Below are 16,967 nucleotides of genomic sequence, written 5' to 3'. Positions count from 1 at the left end.
GCGCTGGCAAGGGTTTGAGTCATATCTAATGAAAAATATACTTTCCATCCAATCACACGTCGTTTTTGGTCATGCGGGCAATAGCGCGGCAGAGTTTCCAATGCGTCGGATGGGCGCAAACGTTTGGCCATTGAATACGGTACAATTTTCGAACCATACCCAATATGGCCACTGGACGGGGTGTGTGATGCCTGCCAGCCACTTGACTGAAGTGGTACAGGGTATTGCGAATATCGACAAACTGAAAACGTGTAATGCGGTGTTGAGTGGTTATATCGGCTCTGCTGAGCAAGGTGAACATATTCTGGATATTGTTCGGCAGGTAAAAGCCGCTAATCCTGAGGCGTTGTACTTCTGTGACCCCGTGATGGGCACGCCGGAGAAAGGCTGTATTGTTGCTCCCGGCGTATCTGGTTTTCACTGTCAGCAGTCGCTACTCGCGGCTGACATTATCGCGCCGAATCTGCCTGAGCTGGAGCTGCTTGGTGGCCGTACCGTGCATAACGTGACGGAAGCCGTGGAGACCGCCCGTGCACTGTGTGAAAAAGGGCCAAAAATCGTTCTGGTGAAGCACCTTAGCCGAGCGGCAAGCCGTGAAGACAGTTTCGAAATGCTGCTGGTCACGCCGACGGATGCCTGGCACATTAGCCGCCCGCTGGTGGAGTTTGAACGCCAGCCTGTTGGCGTGGGCGACTTGACCAGTGGATTGCTGCTGGTGAATTTGCTGAAGGGCGTCGCGTTGGATAAAGCGTTGGAGCACACAACGGCGGCAGTGTACGAAGTTATGCTGGTGACGAAAGAGATGAATGAGTACGAACTGCAATTGGTTGCTGCTCAGGATGGTATCGCCAATCCGCGCCATCATTTCCAGGCCGTTCGTCTGTCGTGAAACGAACCACGCCCCGAAACTCGGGGCGTGATTGCATGTTATTCTTTCAACCTTTCAACCTTTCAACCTTTAGCGCGGTAGCGACGGAAGGTCGCTCGGCAATATGGTCGAGATAGGCGGCCAGCGCAGGGTAGCGGAACATATCCAGCTTTAACGACTGCGCCCAGCGCATTACGGTAAACAGATAGGCATCGGCGATACTGAAGCGGTTGGCGACCAGATAATTTTGTTCACTCAGCACCAGATTGATATAACGGAATTTGACCTGCAAATACTCAGTCAATAGTTCTTTATACGTTTCCGGCGTGCCGGGGCGGAAAATCGGCGTAAACGTTTTATGCAATTCAGCAGAAATGTAATTCAGCCATTCAATCGTATGGTAGCGTGCCATACTCCCGGTGGGGGCGATAAGGTTACAGTGTGGAACCAGATCGGCGATGTATTCAGCAATAGCGACGCCTTCAGTTAGGATCGAGCCGTCATCGAGTTCTAACGCTGGCACCATTCCCTTTGGATTGATGGACATATAGTCGATACCACGCTCTGTTTTTTTCGTGCGTAGATTGACCTTCTCCAGTTTGAACTCCAATTTGGATTCGAGCAAAACGATGTGCGTAAAAAGAGAACTGCTTTCAGCCTTGTAAAACAGTTTCATGAAGACCCCTTTCTATTATTATTTTTCCACCAACACATGCGCTGATGATTGTTGAATGACGACATGTCGTTTTTTTACAACAAAACGTAACGATAGAGTGTGAGGCTTCTTCCAAAATACTCCTTATGTATGACTGCCGTATGAGACTTGGGCGATTTTGACGGAGTAAAGGCAAATTATCATGCCATCCTCGGGCGACGTTGTGGGTTTGAGCACCCCATGCAGAGAACAATGTCACATGTAATACATACAACAGATGGTGGTACGGATCGCTCACTGGCCACCAGAGACGATGCAGGTGGAAGAGACGATAGTGCGGGTAAAACGACTAAATAAAGCATTCCGTCTGTTTTTGGGAGCAAATTTTGTTAAATCAACTATGTGAATGATGTTTTTCACCGAGAGAGTAATCGAAGTTAATTAATTATTACTAAATTTATTGATAAGAAAAATTTCATTAGTGACAGGTTTCGTATTTTTCATGATAGCGTCAATTTAAGTTATTTCTCCATCGTTAGCGTCTAATTAATATTTTTGGAAATAGGAAAGGGTATGGATGGTTGTCTTTTTTGTTTTATTTCGACTGAATTACCCCTTTATTTTTTCATGTGTAACAAATGAGGGGTAGCTATGCACAACGATTCTCTTAGCGAACACATAATATTAATTACTTACGACATTTCCAATTATACGTCACGTGTCGTTAAAACATTCCCCGGCAGTGCTGGAAAAATAAACGCTCTCATCGAGTAGAGATGAGCATTATACCAACACACAGATAATACGACGAAAATCGGATAAACCGTACGTTGCGTGCAATTGTGTGTCAGGCGGCTCACTGTTGCTAATAATGTGTATTGCCTGAATTTACTCATTACCATGAGGTTACTATGAAAAAAAACCGGTTATTATTTTTTATAGCCTTGGCTATTGTTTTAGGAATTATTGTTGGCGGAGCTTGCCACGCTTTATTGACTGCGCAGGAAGCCAAAGAGGTGGTGTCCTATTTTAATTTAGTGACCGATGTTTTTCTTCGTCTGATAAAAATGATCATTGCGCCATTGGTATTTGCAACGCTGGTCTCTGGTCTGGCTAGCATGGGGAACTCTTCTTCCGTCGGCCGAATAGGGCTGAAAGCCATGGTGTGGTTTATTTGCTCTTCACTGGTTTCTCTTTTTATTGGCATGTTGTTGGCAAATATTTTTGAGCCAGGCGTAGGAATGAATCTTGAAATACCCAGTGCATCGGTACAGGTAGATGCGGGCGTGAGCACGGGCGGGTTTACACTGAAAAGCTTTATTGCCCATATATTTCCACGCAGCATCGTCGAAGCAATGGCGAATAACGAAATATTACAGATCCTGGTGTTCTCCATGTTTTTCGGTTCGGCACTGGCCTTTGTGAAAGGCCAAAATAAGCATGCCGTCACGATGGAGTCGATGATAGAAGAACTGGCGAAAGTGATGTTTCGGGTGACGGATTATGTCATGCGTTTAGCGCCTTTGGCGGTATTTTCCTCATTAGCATCTTCTATTACGACCGAAGGTCTGGGGCTGCTCTTTGACTTTGGCAAAGTTATTGGTGAGTTCTATATTGGGTTGGCGCTGCTGTGGGGGTTAATGTTCGGTGCTGGTGCACTGTTCCTCGGGAAGAAAGCAACCTGGGGGCTGATCAAATTGCTACGTGAGCCCAGTATGCTGGCGTTTGCTACCGCAAGTAGCGAAGCGGCCTATCCGAAAACAATGGAGGCGCTGAGCGAGTTCGGCGTTCCTAAAAAAATCACCAGTTTCGTACTCCCGTTGGGGTATTCCTTTAACCTTGTCGGCTCGATGATCTATCAGGCTTTTGCGATTCTGTTTATCGCACAGGCCTACAACATCCACCTAAGTTTGACGCAACAGATGCTGATTCTGCTGACGCTGATGATCACGAGTAAAGGCATGGCAGGCGTCGCTCGCGCAGCGGTGGTGGTAGTGGCAGCCACGCTGCCGATGTTCGGCTTACCCGAAGCGGGTATCTTGCTGATTATTGGTATCGATCAGTTCCTGGATATGGGCCGCACGGCGACCAATGTGATTGGCAACGGCATGGCGACAGCGGTTGTTGCCAAACTAGAACAAAACCATGACCATTCCGACGAAGAGGCCTCTGTGATGGCAACCGGAAATGTTTAAATTCGCGTCAGATTAATGTGCTGAGATAGGCGGCCTTCGGGCCGTTCTTCTTTATATTGCCTTTCGTAGCCTTCACCCGTTGCCGCTGTTGTTTTCCATCCATTCTCGTTTCCATGTGTATTTATTCCGATGCGCTTCTTTTCAATAGCTAACGGCTATCGTTGCGTTTATATCGTCTTGTTGCAAAAACGTTATTTTTTGTTTGTGTTATCTTTAAATAAGACCGCAAGCTCAGGCTGGTTATTCATTAATCGCCCGACAAGTAAGTGATTCGGGTGGCAAATCTGCCTGGAGCAGATTTGAACGCTGCTCGCAGCGGCCCTTAGGGCGAGGCCCACGACGGGCTGAGTATGTGAACGCAGCCAATGCACATACCACTTGAAGTATGACGGGTATAGCAAGTTAATTTGGGAGGAAGCATGTCATCACACCTTCGCGACACTTGTCTGGACACACTGACGGTACAACAGCAGATTTACCATTACTACAGCCTGCCGAAGGCGGCGAAAACGCTGGGTAATATCGATAAATTACCGAAGTCACTCAAGGTCTTGCTGGAAAATTTATTACGTCACCAGGACGGCGACACCGTAGAGCAGGACGATCTTCAGGCAGTGGTGGACTGGCTGAAAACCGGTCACGTCGATCGGGAAATTGCCTATCGTCCTGCGCGTGTATTGATGCAGGACTTTACCGGCGTGCCTGCCGTGGTCGACCTAGCCGCGATGCGCGCTGCGGTGAAAAGGCTGGGCGGCGATGTGAATAAGGTTAACCCGTTGTCGCCAGTCGATTTGGTTATCGATCACTCGGTTACGGTTGACCACTTTGGCGATCGTCAGGCGCTAACGGATAACACACAATTGGAAATGGCGCGTAACCGTGAACGTTATGAGTTTTTGCGCTGGGGGCAGAATGCTTTTAGCCATTTCAGCGTCGTACCACCGGGAACTGGGATTTGCCATCAGGTGAATCTGGAGTATCTCGCCAAGGCCATCTGGTACGAAAAGCAGGGCGACAAGCAGTTCGCCTACCCTGATACATTGGTAGGGACCGATTCGCACACCACCATGATTAACGGCTTAGGCGTACTCGGTTGGGGTGTCGGCGGGATAGAAGCCGAGGCAGCGATGCTGGGGCAGCCTGTTTCGATGCTGATCCCCGATGTCGTTGGTGTGAAATTAAGCGGAAAAATGCGTGAAGGGATTACCGCCACCGATCTGGTTCTGACGGTCACGCAGATGTTGCGTAAACACGGTGTGGTCGGCAAGTTTGTGGAATTTTACGGTGATGGACTGGATTCGCTGCCGCTGGCGGATCGCGCAACCATCGCCAACATGGCACCGGAATATGGTGCGACCTGTGGCTTCTTTCCTATCGATAACATCACGTTGGACTACATGCGGTTGACCAACCGTGCGGAAGAACAGATTGCGCTGGTGGAAGCCTACAGTAAGCTGCAAGGGCTGTGGCGTCATACCGGGGATGAACCGGTATTTACCAGCCAGCTCGCGCTGGATTTAGCAACGGTAGAAACCAGTCTGGCGGGGCCGAAGCGTCCGCAGGATCGTGTCCCTTTAGCGGGTGTGCCGGAAGCGTTCAACGCCAGTCGGGAACTGGATGTCAGCACGGTGAAGAATCGCTCTGACTATGAAGAATTCACGTTGGAAGGCGAAACGCACCGCTTACAGCAGGGTGCGGTCGTGATTGCAGCGATCACCTCCTGCACCAATACCTCTAACCCGAGCGTGCTGATGACGGCCGGGTTACTGGCAAAAAATGCGGTAGAGCGCGGTCTGAAAACCAAGCCGTGGGTCAAAACCTCGCTGGCACCGGGCTCACGGGTTGTCACGGATTACTATGCGAAAGCGGGACTGACGCCGTATCTCGATGAATTGGGGTTTAATCTAGTGGGCTACGGCTGTACCACCTGTATTGGTAACTCTGGCCCGCTGCCGGATGCGATTGAAGCCGCGATAAAAGCAGGTGACCTGACGGTCGGCGCGGTGTTGTCTGGTAACCGTAACTTTGAAGGCCGTATTCATCCGCTGGTGAAGACAAACTGGCTGGCTTCACCGCCGCTGGTGGTTGCGTATGCGCTGGCGGGAAATATGAATGTCGATCTGACGCAAGAACCATTGGGGGAAGATCGTGATGGCAAAGCGGTCTATCTGAAAGATATTTGGCCTTCGACGAAAGCGGTGGCAGATGCGGTACTGAACGTCAGTGCTGGTATGTTTCACCAACAATATGCGGCGGTGTTTGAAGGAACGCAGGAGTGGCAGGACATTGAGGTCGACAACAACCCCACCTATCAATGGCCGCAAGAGTCGACCTATATTCGTCAAACGCCTTTCTTTCTTGATATGGAGAAAGAACCAGAACCGGTTCAGGATATCCACAACGCGCGCATTCTGGCGATGCTGGGAGACTCGGTCACAACCGACCATATCTCTCCGGCGGGTAATATCAAACGCGATAGTCCGGCAGGGAAATACTTGCTGGAGCGCGGCGTCGAAACCACAGCGTTTAACTCTTATGGTTCAAGGCGCGGTAACCATGAAGTGATGATGCGCGGCACCTTTGCCAACATTCGTATCCGTAATGAGATGGTGCCGGGTAAAGAGGGCGGCTATACCCGCCATATTCCGTCGCAGAATGAGATGACGATCTATGACGCGGCGATGCGCTACAAGGACGACACTATCCCGCTGGCGCTGTTTGCCGGTAAAGAGTACGGCTCCGGTTCTAGCCGCGACTGGGCAGCAAAAGGCCCTCGTTTGTTGGGCGTCCGCGTGGTGATCGCCGAATCGTTCGAGCGTATCCACCGCTCTAATCTGATTGGAATGGGGATTCTGCCGCTGGAGTTTCCTGATGGCGTGACGCGTAAAACGCTGCAATTAACCGGGGATGAAAAAATCTCGATCACGGGATTAAATCAACTGACACCGGGTGCCACCGTTGAGGTAAACATCACGGGGGCGGATGGCAATACGCGGACGATCAAGACCCGCTGCCGCATTGACACTCGTAATGAGCTGACCTATTACCAGCATGACGGCATCCTGCATTACGTTATCCGCAATATGTTGTAACGCAACCTCCGCTTAGTCTTGCCGCGCGGGTACATTTTTGGGTGTACCCGCGCATGTTTCTCCGCATTAAATCCTCGTATCCTTAGGCGAATTGTGGTTAGGTTATAGTGACGCTAACTCTATGTGGAATAAGTAAAAACTATTTCTCATACCTGCCCTTATGGCAACGCGGATACTGCTTAAATGATGACGGATATAACAGGAGGTTATATGAATGGTGTAATCAAAAAACGTTTTAAACACTCGGTGTTACTTCTTACTTTGTGTGCAACGGGGGCGATAACCTCGGTTTTTGCTGCTCAGGTTCCCGCTGGTGTGGTATTGGCGGACAAACAAGAGCTGGTACGAGGCAATGGTTCAGAGCCTGCCTCGCTGGACCCGCATAAGGTAGAAAGCAATGTTGAAGGGTATATCATCGGTGACTTCTTCGACAATTTGGTGCATGTGGGAGACAGCGGCACGATACAGCCACGACTAGCTGAGCGGTGGGAGAATAAAGACAATACGGTATGGACCTTTCACCTGCGACCTGATGCCAAATGGTCTGATGGCTCACCGATTACTGCGGACGATGTGGTGTTTAGCTGGCGACGCCTTAGCGACCCTAAAACGCTGTCGCCTTATGGCAGCTATGTTTCCAGTATGTATGTGAAGAATGCAGCAGACATTATGGCGGGCAAGAAAGCGCCAGAATCACTGGGTATAAAAGCGCTGGATAGCCACACGGTTGAAATAACGCTCGAACACCCGATTTCGTATTTCCTGGAGATGTCGTCCTTCTATGTGATGGTTCCGTTACCGAAAGCGGTGATTGAAAAGCACCCTGAGAACTGGACGCAGGTCGCGAATTTCGTCAGCAGTGGCCCGTATACGCTAAACGAGTGGGTGGTGAACGAACGTATTGTTGGCAAACGTAATAGCCAGTATTGGGATGATGCGCATACCGTCATTAACAAAGTCACGTACCTGCCGATCAGCTCGCAAGCGGCGGAGTTAAATCGCTATAAATCCGGTGAAATTGATGTTACGAATATTTTGTCGCCAATTCAGTTCGCTTCGTTGAAAAAAGACTACCCGCAAGAAGTGAAAGTTTCGCCACTGATGAGCACCTATTTTTACCGTTTCAATATGCAAAAAGCACCGTTCAACGATCCACGTGTCCGGCGTGCGTTGGATCTGAGTTTGGATAAAAATATTATTGCGAACAACGTGCTGGGTATGGGGCAAACGCCTGCGTACAGTTTGATTCCTAAAAATGTCGGGGGCTTTCAACGTAAAGAGCCAGAGTGGGCAGGCTGGACACAGCAGCAGCGCAATGCTGAGGCGAAAAAACTGTTGAAAGAAGCTGGCTTTGATGAAAAGAAACCGCTGAAATTCACCCTGCTTTACAACACATCAGAGTCACATTTGCGCATAGCGATTGCTGCAACGTCAATGTGGAAGAAGAATCTTGGTCTTGAAGTGACGCTGCAAAATCAGGAATGGAAAACCATGCTGGATACCGTGCGTACTGGCGACTTTGAAGTGGTCAGACACTCGTGGACGGGAGATTACAATGAAGCAAGTACCTTCCTGAATACGATGGAAACCAATGACAGCAGCAACAACGGCAAATACAGTAATGCCGAGTATGACGGGTTACTGAAAAAGGCGCTGACAGTGAAGGATAAGCAGGAAAAAGAGGCTATTTATCAACAAGCCTCGGATATCTTAGACAAAGATATGGCATTAATCCCTATCTATTACTATGTTCAGCCACAAATGGCGAAGACGTATATTGGTGGTTTCGCTCCGGATTATCGTGGCGATTACTACACGAAAGATATGTACGTCATCAAGCACTAGCCGAAATGAAATAGCCGACTAAAGTCGGCTATTTTTGGATGAAGGCTTTTCTAACGTAACGCTTTCTGGTGTAGAGCGTTTTCTCATACGATGCAGTAGAACACGTTACTTCATGTCCAGCATGTGTCCCATTTTTGCCGCTTTGGTGGCCAAATAGTTTTCATTCTTCGGGTTGCGCCCGACGATTAATGGCACACGCTCGACGATGTTGATGCCTGCTTCGTTGAGAATTTTTACTTTCTGCGGATTATTCGTCAGCAGGCGAACTTCATCAACGCCCAGCAGCTTGAACATGTCAGCGCACAGCGTGAAGTCGCGCTCATCGGCGGCAAACCCGAGTTGATGGTTGGCTTCCACCGTATCGGCTCCCAGATCCTGCAACGCATAAGCGCGGATTTTATTGAGCAGCCCAATGTTACGGCCTTCCTGACGGTGGTAAAGCAGCACGCCACGACCTTCTTCGGCGATGTGTCCCAAAGCGGCCTCCAACTGGAAACCACAGTCACAGCGCAGGCTAAACAAGGCATCTCCCGTCAGGCACTCGGAATGTACGCGGGCAAGTACGGGAACTGAACCGGAAATATCACCATAAACCAGCGCAAGGTGGTCATGGCCCGTGGCGATTTCTTCAAAACCCACCATCAGAAAATCGCCCCACGGAGTGGGTAATTTGGCTTCCGCCACCCGTTTTAGCTGCATACTTTTCTCCAAAAACGCGGTATCCAAAAAACGCTGTGTCCAAAAAACAAAAGTGCTGAGGCGAATCCTACTGCTGCCTATCGCGCTTGACCAGCAAAAAAGCCTGTCTAAGAACGTCACAAAAATTGAACTATAGCGTGACCTGACCTCAGTTTGGTTTCAACTTCGTTGACAGAACTGAGCGCTATTTTACGCCATACTGACAGTTCATGTCGGATTTTCTGATAGAATTGTGAAAGTTTTGTTGCAAAGCATCATGCTGAATTATGGGAAGAAATTATGTACGACATTGCCAAACGAACCACCATTGGCGCAGCGCTATTACTGATTATGCCACTGATTATCTGGATGAGCGGTTGGCAGTGGCAACCGGAATATGGTGGGGCTTGGTTGCGCGTACTCTTTTGGGTCACCGAGACAGTGACGTCACCGTGGGGAATTCTGACCAGCATTATCTTAAGCATCTGGTTTCTCTGGTGCCTGCGTTTTCGTCTGAAACCTGCACTCGGCCTGTTGGTTATTATGGCGATTACGGTGTTGGTTGGGCAGGGCATCAAATCGGTGATTAAAGAGTGGGTGCAGGAATCCCGGCCTTATGTTGTCTGGCTGGAGAGAAATCATCAGGTAGACGACAGCTATTTCTACTCGTTACCGCGTAAGGAACGTTCAGAACTGGTGAAAACGCAGTTGCAGGATCAAACGCAGATCCCACAATGGCTGCGTAGCCACTGGCAGTTTGAAACTGGCTTTGCTTTCCCCTCTGGGCACACCCTGTTTGCCGCAACCTGGGCTTTGTTGGCCGTTGGGTTACTGTGGGCGCGCCGACATTATAAAACCGTGGTGATCCTGATGCTCTGGGCCAGTGGCGTCATGGGCAGCCGTCTGGTGCTCGGCATGCATTGGCCGCAGGATCTGGTGGTGGCGACGTTAATCAGCTGGCTGCTGGTGGTGGTTGCAAGTTGGCTGGCACAGCGATGGTGCGGCCCGTTGTCGCTCCAGTATGAAGAAATCAAAGAACAGGCAGAAGAGGATGCCGCTGAGAATAAATCCTCGTAGCCCTTGAGTTGTCGTTCCTGTAGTAGGTTGTACCCCGTAGATAATTTCCTGTAGCGCGTACTCTGCGGATGGCATCCGTCATCCGCTTTTTTATGACGGACTTCCTTGTCCGTCACCCTGTGAGCCATTGCTGACGCAACGTTAAAAATTTCTCCAGCAATTTTTTATCGCTCTCGTTTCTGTTTTTTTACCGTTTCTCACCATTACCGCTTCGCACAAAATGTAAACAATTTGTGAGCTGCTTCGCTATTCCTGTTTTTGCTGTTGGACAATTTTTCGGTTGGTTGTAAAACTTCATTTGAATGTTAATTCAATATTGAATATATATTCAAACAGGAGAATAACAATGAAACCTTACCGTCTGAAATCCTCCCTGCTGGCTATCATGTTCTCCCTGTCTGCTGGCACGTTCGCCGCAGATAACGGCTTGATCGCCATTATTACCCCTTCACACGACAACCCCTTCTTTAAAGCGGAAGCCGAAGGTGCCAGAACAAAAGCTGCCGAGCTGGGCTACACCACGCTGGTGGCCTCGCACGACGATGACGTTAGTAAGCAAAATCAACTGATTGAAACTGCCATTGCCCGCAAGGCGAAAGCCATCATTCTGGATAATGCCGGGGCTGATGCCACCATTGGACCACTGAAGAAAGCGAAAGCGGCGGGTATTCCCGCATTCCTGATCGACCGTGAAATCAATGAAACCGGCGTGGCCGTGGCGCAGATTGTTTCCAATAACTATCAGGGGGCGCAGCTCGGCGCGGAGAAATTTGTCGAACTGATGGGCCAGAAAGGTAAGTACGTTGAGCTGATTGGGCGTGAGTCGGACACCAATGCACACGTCCGTTCGCAGGGTTATCACGATGTGATCGATCAGTATAGCGACATGAAACGCGTCGCCAGACAAACGGCGAACTGGAGCCAGACGGAAGCCTTTACCCGTATGGAAGCCATCTTGCAGGCAAATCCAGATATCACCGGCGTGATCTCCGGCAACGATACCATGGCGCTGGGGGCAGAAGCGGCGCTGAAAGCGGCGGGGCGTCACGACGTGATAGTGGTGGGTTTTGATGGCAGCGACTACGTGCGTGATTCCATTATCAATAAAGGCAACATCAAGGCCACGGTGCTGCAACCCGGCTGGCAGCAGGCGCAGATGGCGGTTGAACAGGCGGATTACTACCTGAAGAACGGCAAGGCACAGCACGATGAAAAACAGCTGATGGATTGCATTCTGATCGATGAGTCTAATGCGAACAAACTCAACACTTTTGCGTTGAAACCGTAATTGAGGCAGCGGGAGCGTTAGCTCCCGCAGGTAGAGGAGTCGTTATGTTGTTTGATGAACGATATCGCGCCAGCTGGATTGGGCTTTGTGCCTTGCTGCTGTCTGCCTGTACGGTGGTCGATCTGGATGAAAACGGTAAGCCGATCATTCCGGTCGATCCGACATCTACGCCGGGCTATAGCACCATGACGCCAGAGAATATCGCGACGGCGCTGTGGCAACCAACGTTGCTCCCTGCGGCGCAGCAGCAGGCGCTGTCCTGGGATGACGTGAAGAAAATGCAGGCAGCGCTGGAGGGAACGGCACGTAAAGCCGTCTATGCACGGCTTCAGGGCACGGTCAGTGGGATTGATCGGGAAAGCCGTGAAGGAAAATTGACGCTTGATGTAAAAGGTGACGCCGTCACGCTTCAGTTGGGGCCGATAGTCAAAGGCAATGCGATTCGCGATGCAGCAGGGTTTATCCGCTTTGATGATTTCAAGAATCAGGTGCAATTTGCCCAATTGGCGCGTGCGCTGAATAGCAAAGCCATCGCGTCATTGCCAGAACTGAATGCCAGTGTGCAAGGTAAAACCGCTAACGTGTTGGTGGCGCTGGTGGTGACGAAACAGGGTATCAGCGATGCGGTGCCGATGACGTTAAACCTGACCAGTACGAGCAATGGAGGGGCGCAATAATGGAAAAACCGGATGTCTCTCTACAACCCAATGCGGCTAACCGTCCCGAAATTGTGATGGCAACCCGAGGCATCACCATGCTGTTTCCCGGCACCAAGGCGCTGGATAACGTCGATTACAACGTGTATCGCGGCAAGGTCAACGTGATCATTGGCGAAAACGGAGCAGGCAAATCGACGCTGATGAAGATTCTGGCTGGTGTACAGCAGCCTACGTCCGGCCAGATTCTGCTAAATGGCGACGTGGTGCACATAGCGGATACCCGCGATGCGGCGGCGAAAGGCATCGGCATGGTGCATCAGGAACTTAACCTGTCTGAAAACCTGAGCGTGGCGGAGAATATTTTTCTGGGGCGGGAACTGCAAAAGGGCGTTGCGCCTATCGATTATCAGGAACAGGAACGGATTGCGGCGGAGTTGATGGCGCGTCTCGATCAGGCTATTTCGCCGCGTACCGAAGTCGCTAGCCTGAAAGTCGGCCAGCAGCAGCTAGTAGAAATTGCCAAGGCGCTGGCGGATCAGGCCGACATTCTGATTCTCGACGAACCGACCTCCGCGCTGAGTAAAACCGAAGTGGAGATTCTGTTTCGCGTGATCCGCGAACTGACCCGCCAGAATGTATCCATCATCTACATTTCGCACCGGCTAGAAGAACTGATGGCGATTGGCGATTACATCACCATCCTGCGTGACGGTTGTTTTCAGGCGGAAGCGGCGGTCAGCGACATCGATGTACCGTGGATCGTGCGGGAAATGCTCGGCGGTGACCCTGTCACCAGTTTCCTGCATCCGGGCAGAACGTTCGGTGCGCCGATATTGGAAGCGGAACACCTTACCTGCCTCAATGATGCAGGGCATCAGGTGGTGAATGATGTCTCGCTGATGGTGCGCGAAGGGGAAATCGTTGGGGTTTACGGACTGATGGGGGCGGGGCGCACGGAGCTTTTTGAGTGTTTGCTGGGTATTCAGAATGATTATCTGGGCAAGATTTATCTGGATAGCAAACCGGTTAATCCGCGTCTTTCTACTGCGCAACGCATTCGTATGGGGATGAGTCTGGTGCCGGAAGATCGCAAAAAAACCGGGATCTTCCCGCTCTCGTCGGTGGCTTCTAATCTCACTATCGCCAGCCTGTGGCGACGGCTGAAATACGGTATGGCGATCTTCCAGCGACAGGAGCAAGAAGTGGTAGCCAGCACGATTGGGCAGCTAGCCATCAAGGTGTCTTCACCCGAGGTGGAAATTCAGGCGCTCAGCGGTGGCAATCAGCAAAAAGTGGTCATTGGCCGCTCGCTGCTGACTAGCCCTAAGGTGCTGTTGCTGGATGAACCGACGCGGGGCATCGATGTGGGTGCCAAAGCCGATGTGTTTGAAATGATGGTCGGGCTCTCTGAGCAGGGGATCGGTGTGCTGTTTTCTACCTCGGATCTGAAAGAGATTATGGCGGTATCGGACCGTATTTTGGTGATGTCGAATGGCAAACTGACGGCGAATATTGTGCGTCAGTCGGCCAGCGAGTCGGCATTGGTTTCGGCAAGTGCACAAGGGTTCTGACATGAAAACGACTCACCTTCCGGCGGCGTCAGGTGCGCTATCCCCGGGTAAGTTTGTACGCTCACGAGAGAGCATTCTGCTGTTGATCCTCAGGCTGCGCACGTTCATCGCGCTGTTCCTGATTCTGGGGTTCTTTGCCTTCACGGTGCCCGGATTTTTGGCGACAGGCAGCCTGATCATTATGGTGAAGCACATTGCCATCAATGCGTTTCTGGCACTGGGCATCACGTTTGTCATCATCACCGCCGGGATTGACCTGTCAATCGGTGCCACGTTAGGGCTGTGCGGCATGGTGGCGGGCTACATGATTACTCAGGGCATTGTGCTGCCTATGTTTGGTATCGCAATTTTCCCCAGCGTGTGGGTCATCGTGCCCGTTGTGCTGCTGATCGGCGCGCTCATCGGTGCCATCAACGGCTGGATTATTACACGGTATAACGTTGCGCCCTTTATCTGCACGTTGGGAACGATGTACATCGTGCGTGGGGCGTCGATGTTGATTTCCGGTGGAGAAACGTTCCCCGGCTTAGGTGGTAACCCGCAGTTGGGGAATACGGGCTTTGAGTTGATTGGCTCCGGCACGATCCTGGGCTTACCGCTGGCTATCTGGCTGATGCTGGTATTGGCATTGGTGATTGCCTATGTGGCGCGCCGTCTGCCGTTTGGCCGCCATGTCTACGCGATTGGCGACAATGAGCGTGCCGCAGAGCTTTCGGGTGTCAAAGTGCGTCAGGTCAAAGTCTGGGTTTACACCATTTCCGGTTTCTGTGCTGCTATCGCGGGCATCGTGGTGTCCTCTCAGTTGGTCGCCAGCCACCCAGCGACGGGTACCGCTTTTGAAATGAACGCGATTGCTGCTGTGGTGCTCGGCGGAACGTCATTGGCGGGAGGACGCGGCACCATTCTGGGTACGCTGATAGGGGCGTTTGTCATCGGGATTCTTGCTGACGGGCTGGTCATGATGGGCGTGAGTGAATTCTGGCAAATGGTGATTAAAGGCATCGTCATTATTGTGGCGGTGATTATCGACCAGATGCAGAACCGTATGCAGCACAAGGCCGCGATTGTGTCGCAGAAGGCCGTGGCGGAAGGCGCTTAGTTAGGCGTAGAGGCATTTATGTATAGATAGCATTTTAGTGTAGATCGCACGGGGCGTTGGGTTGTGGCGGGAGCGATGTCGGTAGGCATACCGAGGCCCGATTTGAGCGCAATTTTTTGATTCAACGTGAATAAATATTCGTTTTGAGTAAAAATTCAAGCGAGGTGAGATATGAATCCGTACGCATTGTCGGTGGAGGCGCTGACGCACAAAGCCCGCGCTATTCGTCGCCGTATTATTCATCTGAATGCCAATAGTCCGGCTGGCGGGCACACGGGTGCAGATCTGTCACAGGTTGAGATTTTGACGGCGCTGTATTTTCGTATTTTGAACTGTGCACCGGATCGTCTTCAGGATTCGCAGCGGGATATTTATATCCAGTCAAAAGGCCATGCCGTCGGCGGTTATTACTGCTGTCTGGCGGAAGCGGGCTATTTCCCAGAAGCATGGCTGGAGACCTATCAGCACCCCGACTCGCATTTGCCGGGGCATCCAGTCAAGCACAAGACGCCGGGAATTGAGCTGAACACCGGGGCGCTGGGGCACGGACTGCCCGTCGCCGTTGGCATTGCGCTGGCGGCTAAGCGCGATAATAGCCCGCGTCGGGTTTTTGTCCTGACGGGCGATGGCGAGTTGGCAGAAGGCAGTAACTGGGAAGCGGCGCTGGTGGCGGCGCATTACCAACTGGATAACCTGATCATCATCAACGACAAGAACAAACTGCAATTGGCAGGGACGACCTGCTCCATCATGAACACCGATCCGCTGGCAGAAAAGTGGCAAGCCTTTGGCTTACAGGTTACGGAATGCGCAGGTAATGACATGCAATCGGTGGTGGACACGTTGGAAAAGCTACCGCGCAACGGTAAACCGAATGTAGTGATTGCGAATACGGAAAAAGGTGCGGGCGTGTCGTTTATTCAGGGGCGAGCTGAATGGCATCACCGGGTGCCGAAAGGCGAGGAAATAGCACTGGCGTTGGAGGAACTAAAAGATGAGTAACGCAGACCATTTGGCAACGGTTATGGTCGAGCAGTTCATCAAGGCCGTCGAACAGGGAATTGATCTTGTTCCGGTGTTGGCGGATTCGACCTCAACGGCAAAGATTTCCCCGTTCATTCAGCGTTTTCCCGACCGCATCGTCAACGTGGGGATTGCAGAACAAACGATGGTGGGAACGGCGGTAGGGCTGTCCATCGGCGGGAAAATTGCGGTGACCTGCAACGCGGCGCCGTTTCTAATCTCCCGCGCCAACGAACAGCTCAAAGTTGACGTCTGTTACAACAACAGCAACGTCAAGCTGTTTGGGCTTAATGCGGGCTGTAGCTACGGCCCACTCGCCAGCACCCACCACAGTATTGATGACATCGCGGTGCTGAGAGGGTTTGGCAATATTGAGATCTACGCGCCGTCCAGCCCGGAAGAGTGTCGCCAGATTATCGATTACGCCTTTGCACATCAGGGGCCGGTCTATATTCGCCTTGATGGTAAACCGCTGCCTGCTTTGCATGATGAGCACTATCGCTTTGTGCCGGGACAGATCGATGTACTGCGCAAAGGCTGTGATATCACGCTGGTCGGGCTGGGGTCCACCGTGCATGAAATTGTGACGGCGGCTGAATTATTAGCAGAAAAAGGACTCTCCGCTACGGTGGTTAATCTTTCCTCTATTCGGCCGTGTAATACTCAGCAATTACTTGAAATTCTGAGTGAAACACCTCGAATCATCACTGTCGAGGAACATAACGTCAACGGCGGTGCAGGCAGTCTGGTTGCGGAAGTGCTGGCGGAAGCAGGTAGCGGAATCCCGCTAGTTCGGTTGGGGATTCCCGATGGTCAATACGCGATTGCCGCCGATCGGAGCGCGATGCGAGCGCATCACGGGCTGGACGCGACGGGCATTGTCAACGCAGCACTGCGTCTTTGTCCGGGAGGCTGAT

Annotated in this window: 13 protein-coding genes; 11 read left to right on the top strand and 2 right to left on the bottom strand. The window is 51.3% G+C overall.

The genetic code is table 11. The features are described 5' to 3' along the window. Positions 1 to 28 precede the first annotated feature (28 nt). Positions 29 to 889 carry a pyridoxal kinase PdxY gene (gene pdxY / locus E2566_RS12215; protein WP_107167584.1) on the top strand — a complete coding sequence of 287 codons (861 nt, stop codon included), beginning with the start codon at positions 29 to 31 and terminating at the stop codon, positions 887 to 889. Positions 890 to 935: 46 nt separating this feature from the next. On the opposite strand, the gene gstA is transcribed toward pdxY, so the two are convergent. After that, positions 936 to 1,544: a glutathione transferase GstA gene (gene gstA / locus E2566_RS12210; protein WP_107167583.1), complete on the bottom strand. Its 609-nt coding sequence runs from the start codon at positions 1,542 to 1,544 to the stop codon at positions 936 to 938. Positions 1,545 to 2,434: 890 nt separating this feature from the next. Here gstA and E2566_RS12205 point away from each other — a divergent pair. The 3 genes from E2566_RS12205 to E2566_RS12195 all read left to right on the top strand — a co-directional run bounded on the left by E2566_RS12205 (position 2,435) and on the right by E2566_RS12195 (position 8,655). Then, a complete protein-coding gene (locus tag E2566_RS12205; protein ID WP_107167582.1) occupies positions 2,435 to 3,718 on the top strand; it encodes a dicarboxylate/amino acid:cation symporter in 1,284 nt (427 codons plus the stop codon). 419 nt (positions 3,719 to 4,137) lie between these two features. Further along, positions 4,138 to 6,810 (top strand): aconitate hydratase AcnA, encoded by a 2,673-nt coding sequence (gene acnA / locus E2566_RS12200; RefSeq protein WP_107167581.1) that lies wholly within the window; start codon positions 4,138 to 4,140, stop codon positions 6,808 to 6,810. Between the two features lie 210 nt (positions 6,811 to 7,020). Continuing rightward, on the top strand, positions 7,021 to 8,655 hold the full coding sequence (locus tag E2566_RS12195; RefSeq protein WP_107167580.1) for an ABC transporter substrate-binding protein: 1,635 nt from the start codon (positions 7,021 to 7,023) through the stop codon (positions 8,653 to 8,655). Between the two features lie 105 nt (positions 8,656 to 8,760). On the opposite strand, the gene ribA is transcribed toward E2566_RS12195, so the two are convergent. Then, positions 8,761 to 9,354: a GTP cyclohydrolase II gene (gene ribA, locus E2566_RS12190; protein WP_107167579.1), complete on the bottom strand. Its 594-nt coding sequence runs from the start codon at positions 9,352 to 9,354 to the stop codon at positions 8,761 to 8,763. A gap of 279 nt (positions 9,355 to 9,633) precedes the next feature. On the opposite strand from ribA, the gene pgpB reads away from it, so the two are divergent. From pgpB to E2566_RS12155, 7 genes are all read left to right on the top strand, one after another. After that, entirely contained in the window at positions 9,634 to 10,410 is a 777-nt protein-coding gene (gene pgpB / locus E2566_RS12185) for a phosphatidylglycerophosphatase B (RefSeq protein ID WP_107167578.1), read from the top strand. Positions 10,411 to 10,756: 346 nt separating this feature from the next. Next, positions 10,757 to 11,698 (top strand): D-ribose ABC transporter substrate-binding protein, encoded by a 942-nt coding sequence (locus tag E2566_RS12180; RefSeq protein WP_005972510.1) that lies wholly within the window; start codon positions 10,757 to 10,759, stop codon positions 11,696 to 11,698. A gap of 44 nt (positions 11,699 to 11,742) precedes the next feature. After that, complete coding sequence (locus E2566_RS12175; RefSeq protein WP_107167577.1) at positions 11,743 to 12,375, top strand: DUF2291 family protein; 633 nt, start codon at positions 11,743 to 11,745, stop codon at positions 12,373 to 12,375. Beyond that, on the top strand, positions 12,375 to 13,928 hold the full coding sequence (locus tag E2566_RS12170) for a sugar ABC transporter ATP-binding protein (protein ID WP_107167576.1): 1,554 nt from the start codon (positions 12,375 to 12,377) through the stop codon (positions 13,926 to 13,928). Before E2566_RS12175 ends, E2566_RS12170 begins: the two co-directional genes overlap by 1 nt. A 1-nt stretch (position 13,929) precedes the next feature. Continuing rightward, entirely contained in the window at positions 13,930 to 15,027 is a 1,098-nt protein-coding gene (locus E2566_RS12165) for an ABC transporter permease (protein ID WP_107167575.1), read from the top strand. A gap of 171 nt (positions 15,028 to 15,198) precedes the next feature. Then, complete coding sequence (locus E2566_RS12160; RefSeq protein ID WP_107167574.1) at positions 15,199 to 16,029, top strand: transketolase; 831 nt, start codon at positions 15,199 to 15,201, stop codon at positions 16,027 to 16,029. Next, positions 16,022 to 16,966, top strand: a complete 945-nt coding sequence (locus tag E2566_RS12155; RefSeq protein WP_168444503.1) for a transketolase family protein — start codon at positions 16,022 to 16,024, stop codon at positions 16,964 to 16,966. The genes E2566_RS12160 and E2566_RS12155 overlap by 8 nt, the downstream gene beginning before the upstream one ends. Position 16,967: the final 1 nt, after the last annotated feature.

The sequence above is a fragment of the Pectobacterium punjabense genome (assembly GCF_012427845.1).
In the GTDB taxonomy this organism is placed as follows: Bacteria; Pseudomonadota; Gammaproteobacteria; order Enterobacterales; family Enterobacteriaceae; genus Pectobacterium; species Pectobacterium punjabense.
The sequence above is the reverse complement of the archived record's forward strand: the minus strand, read 5'-3'. Positions and strand labels throughout refer to the sequence as shown.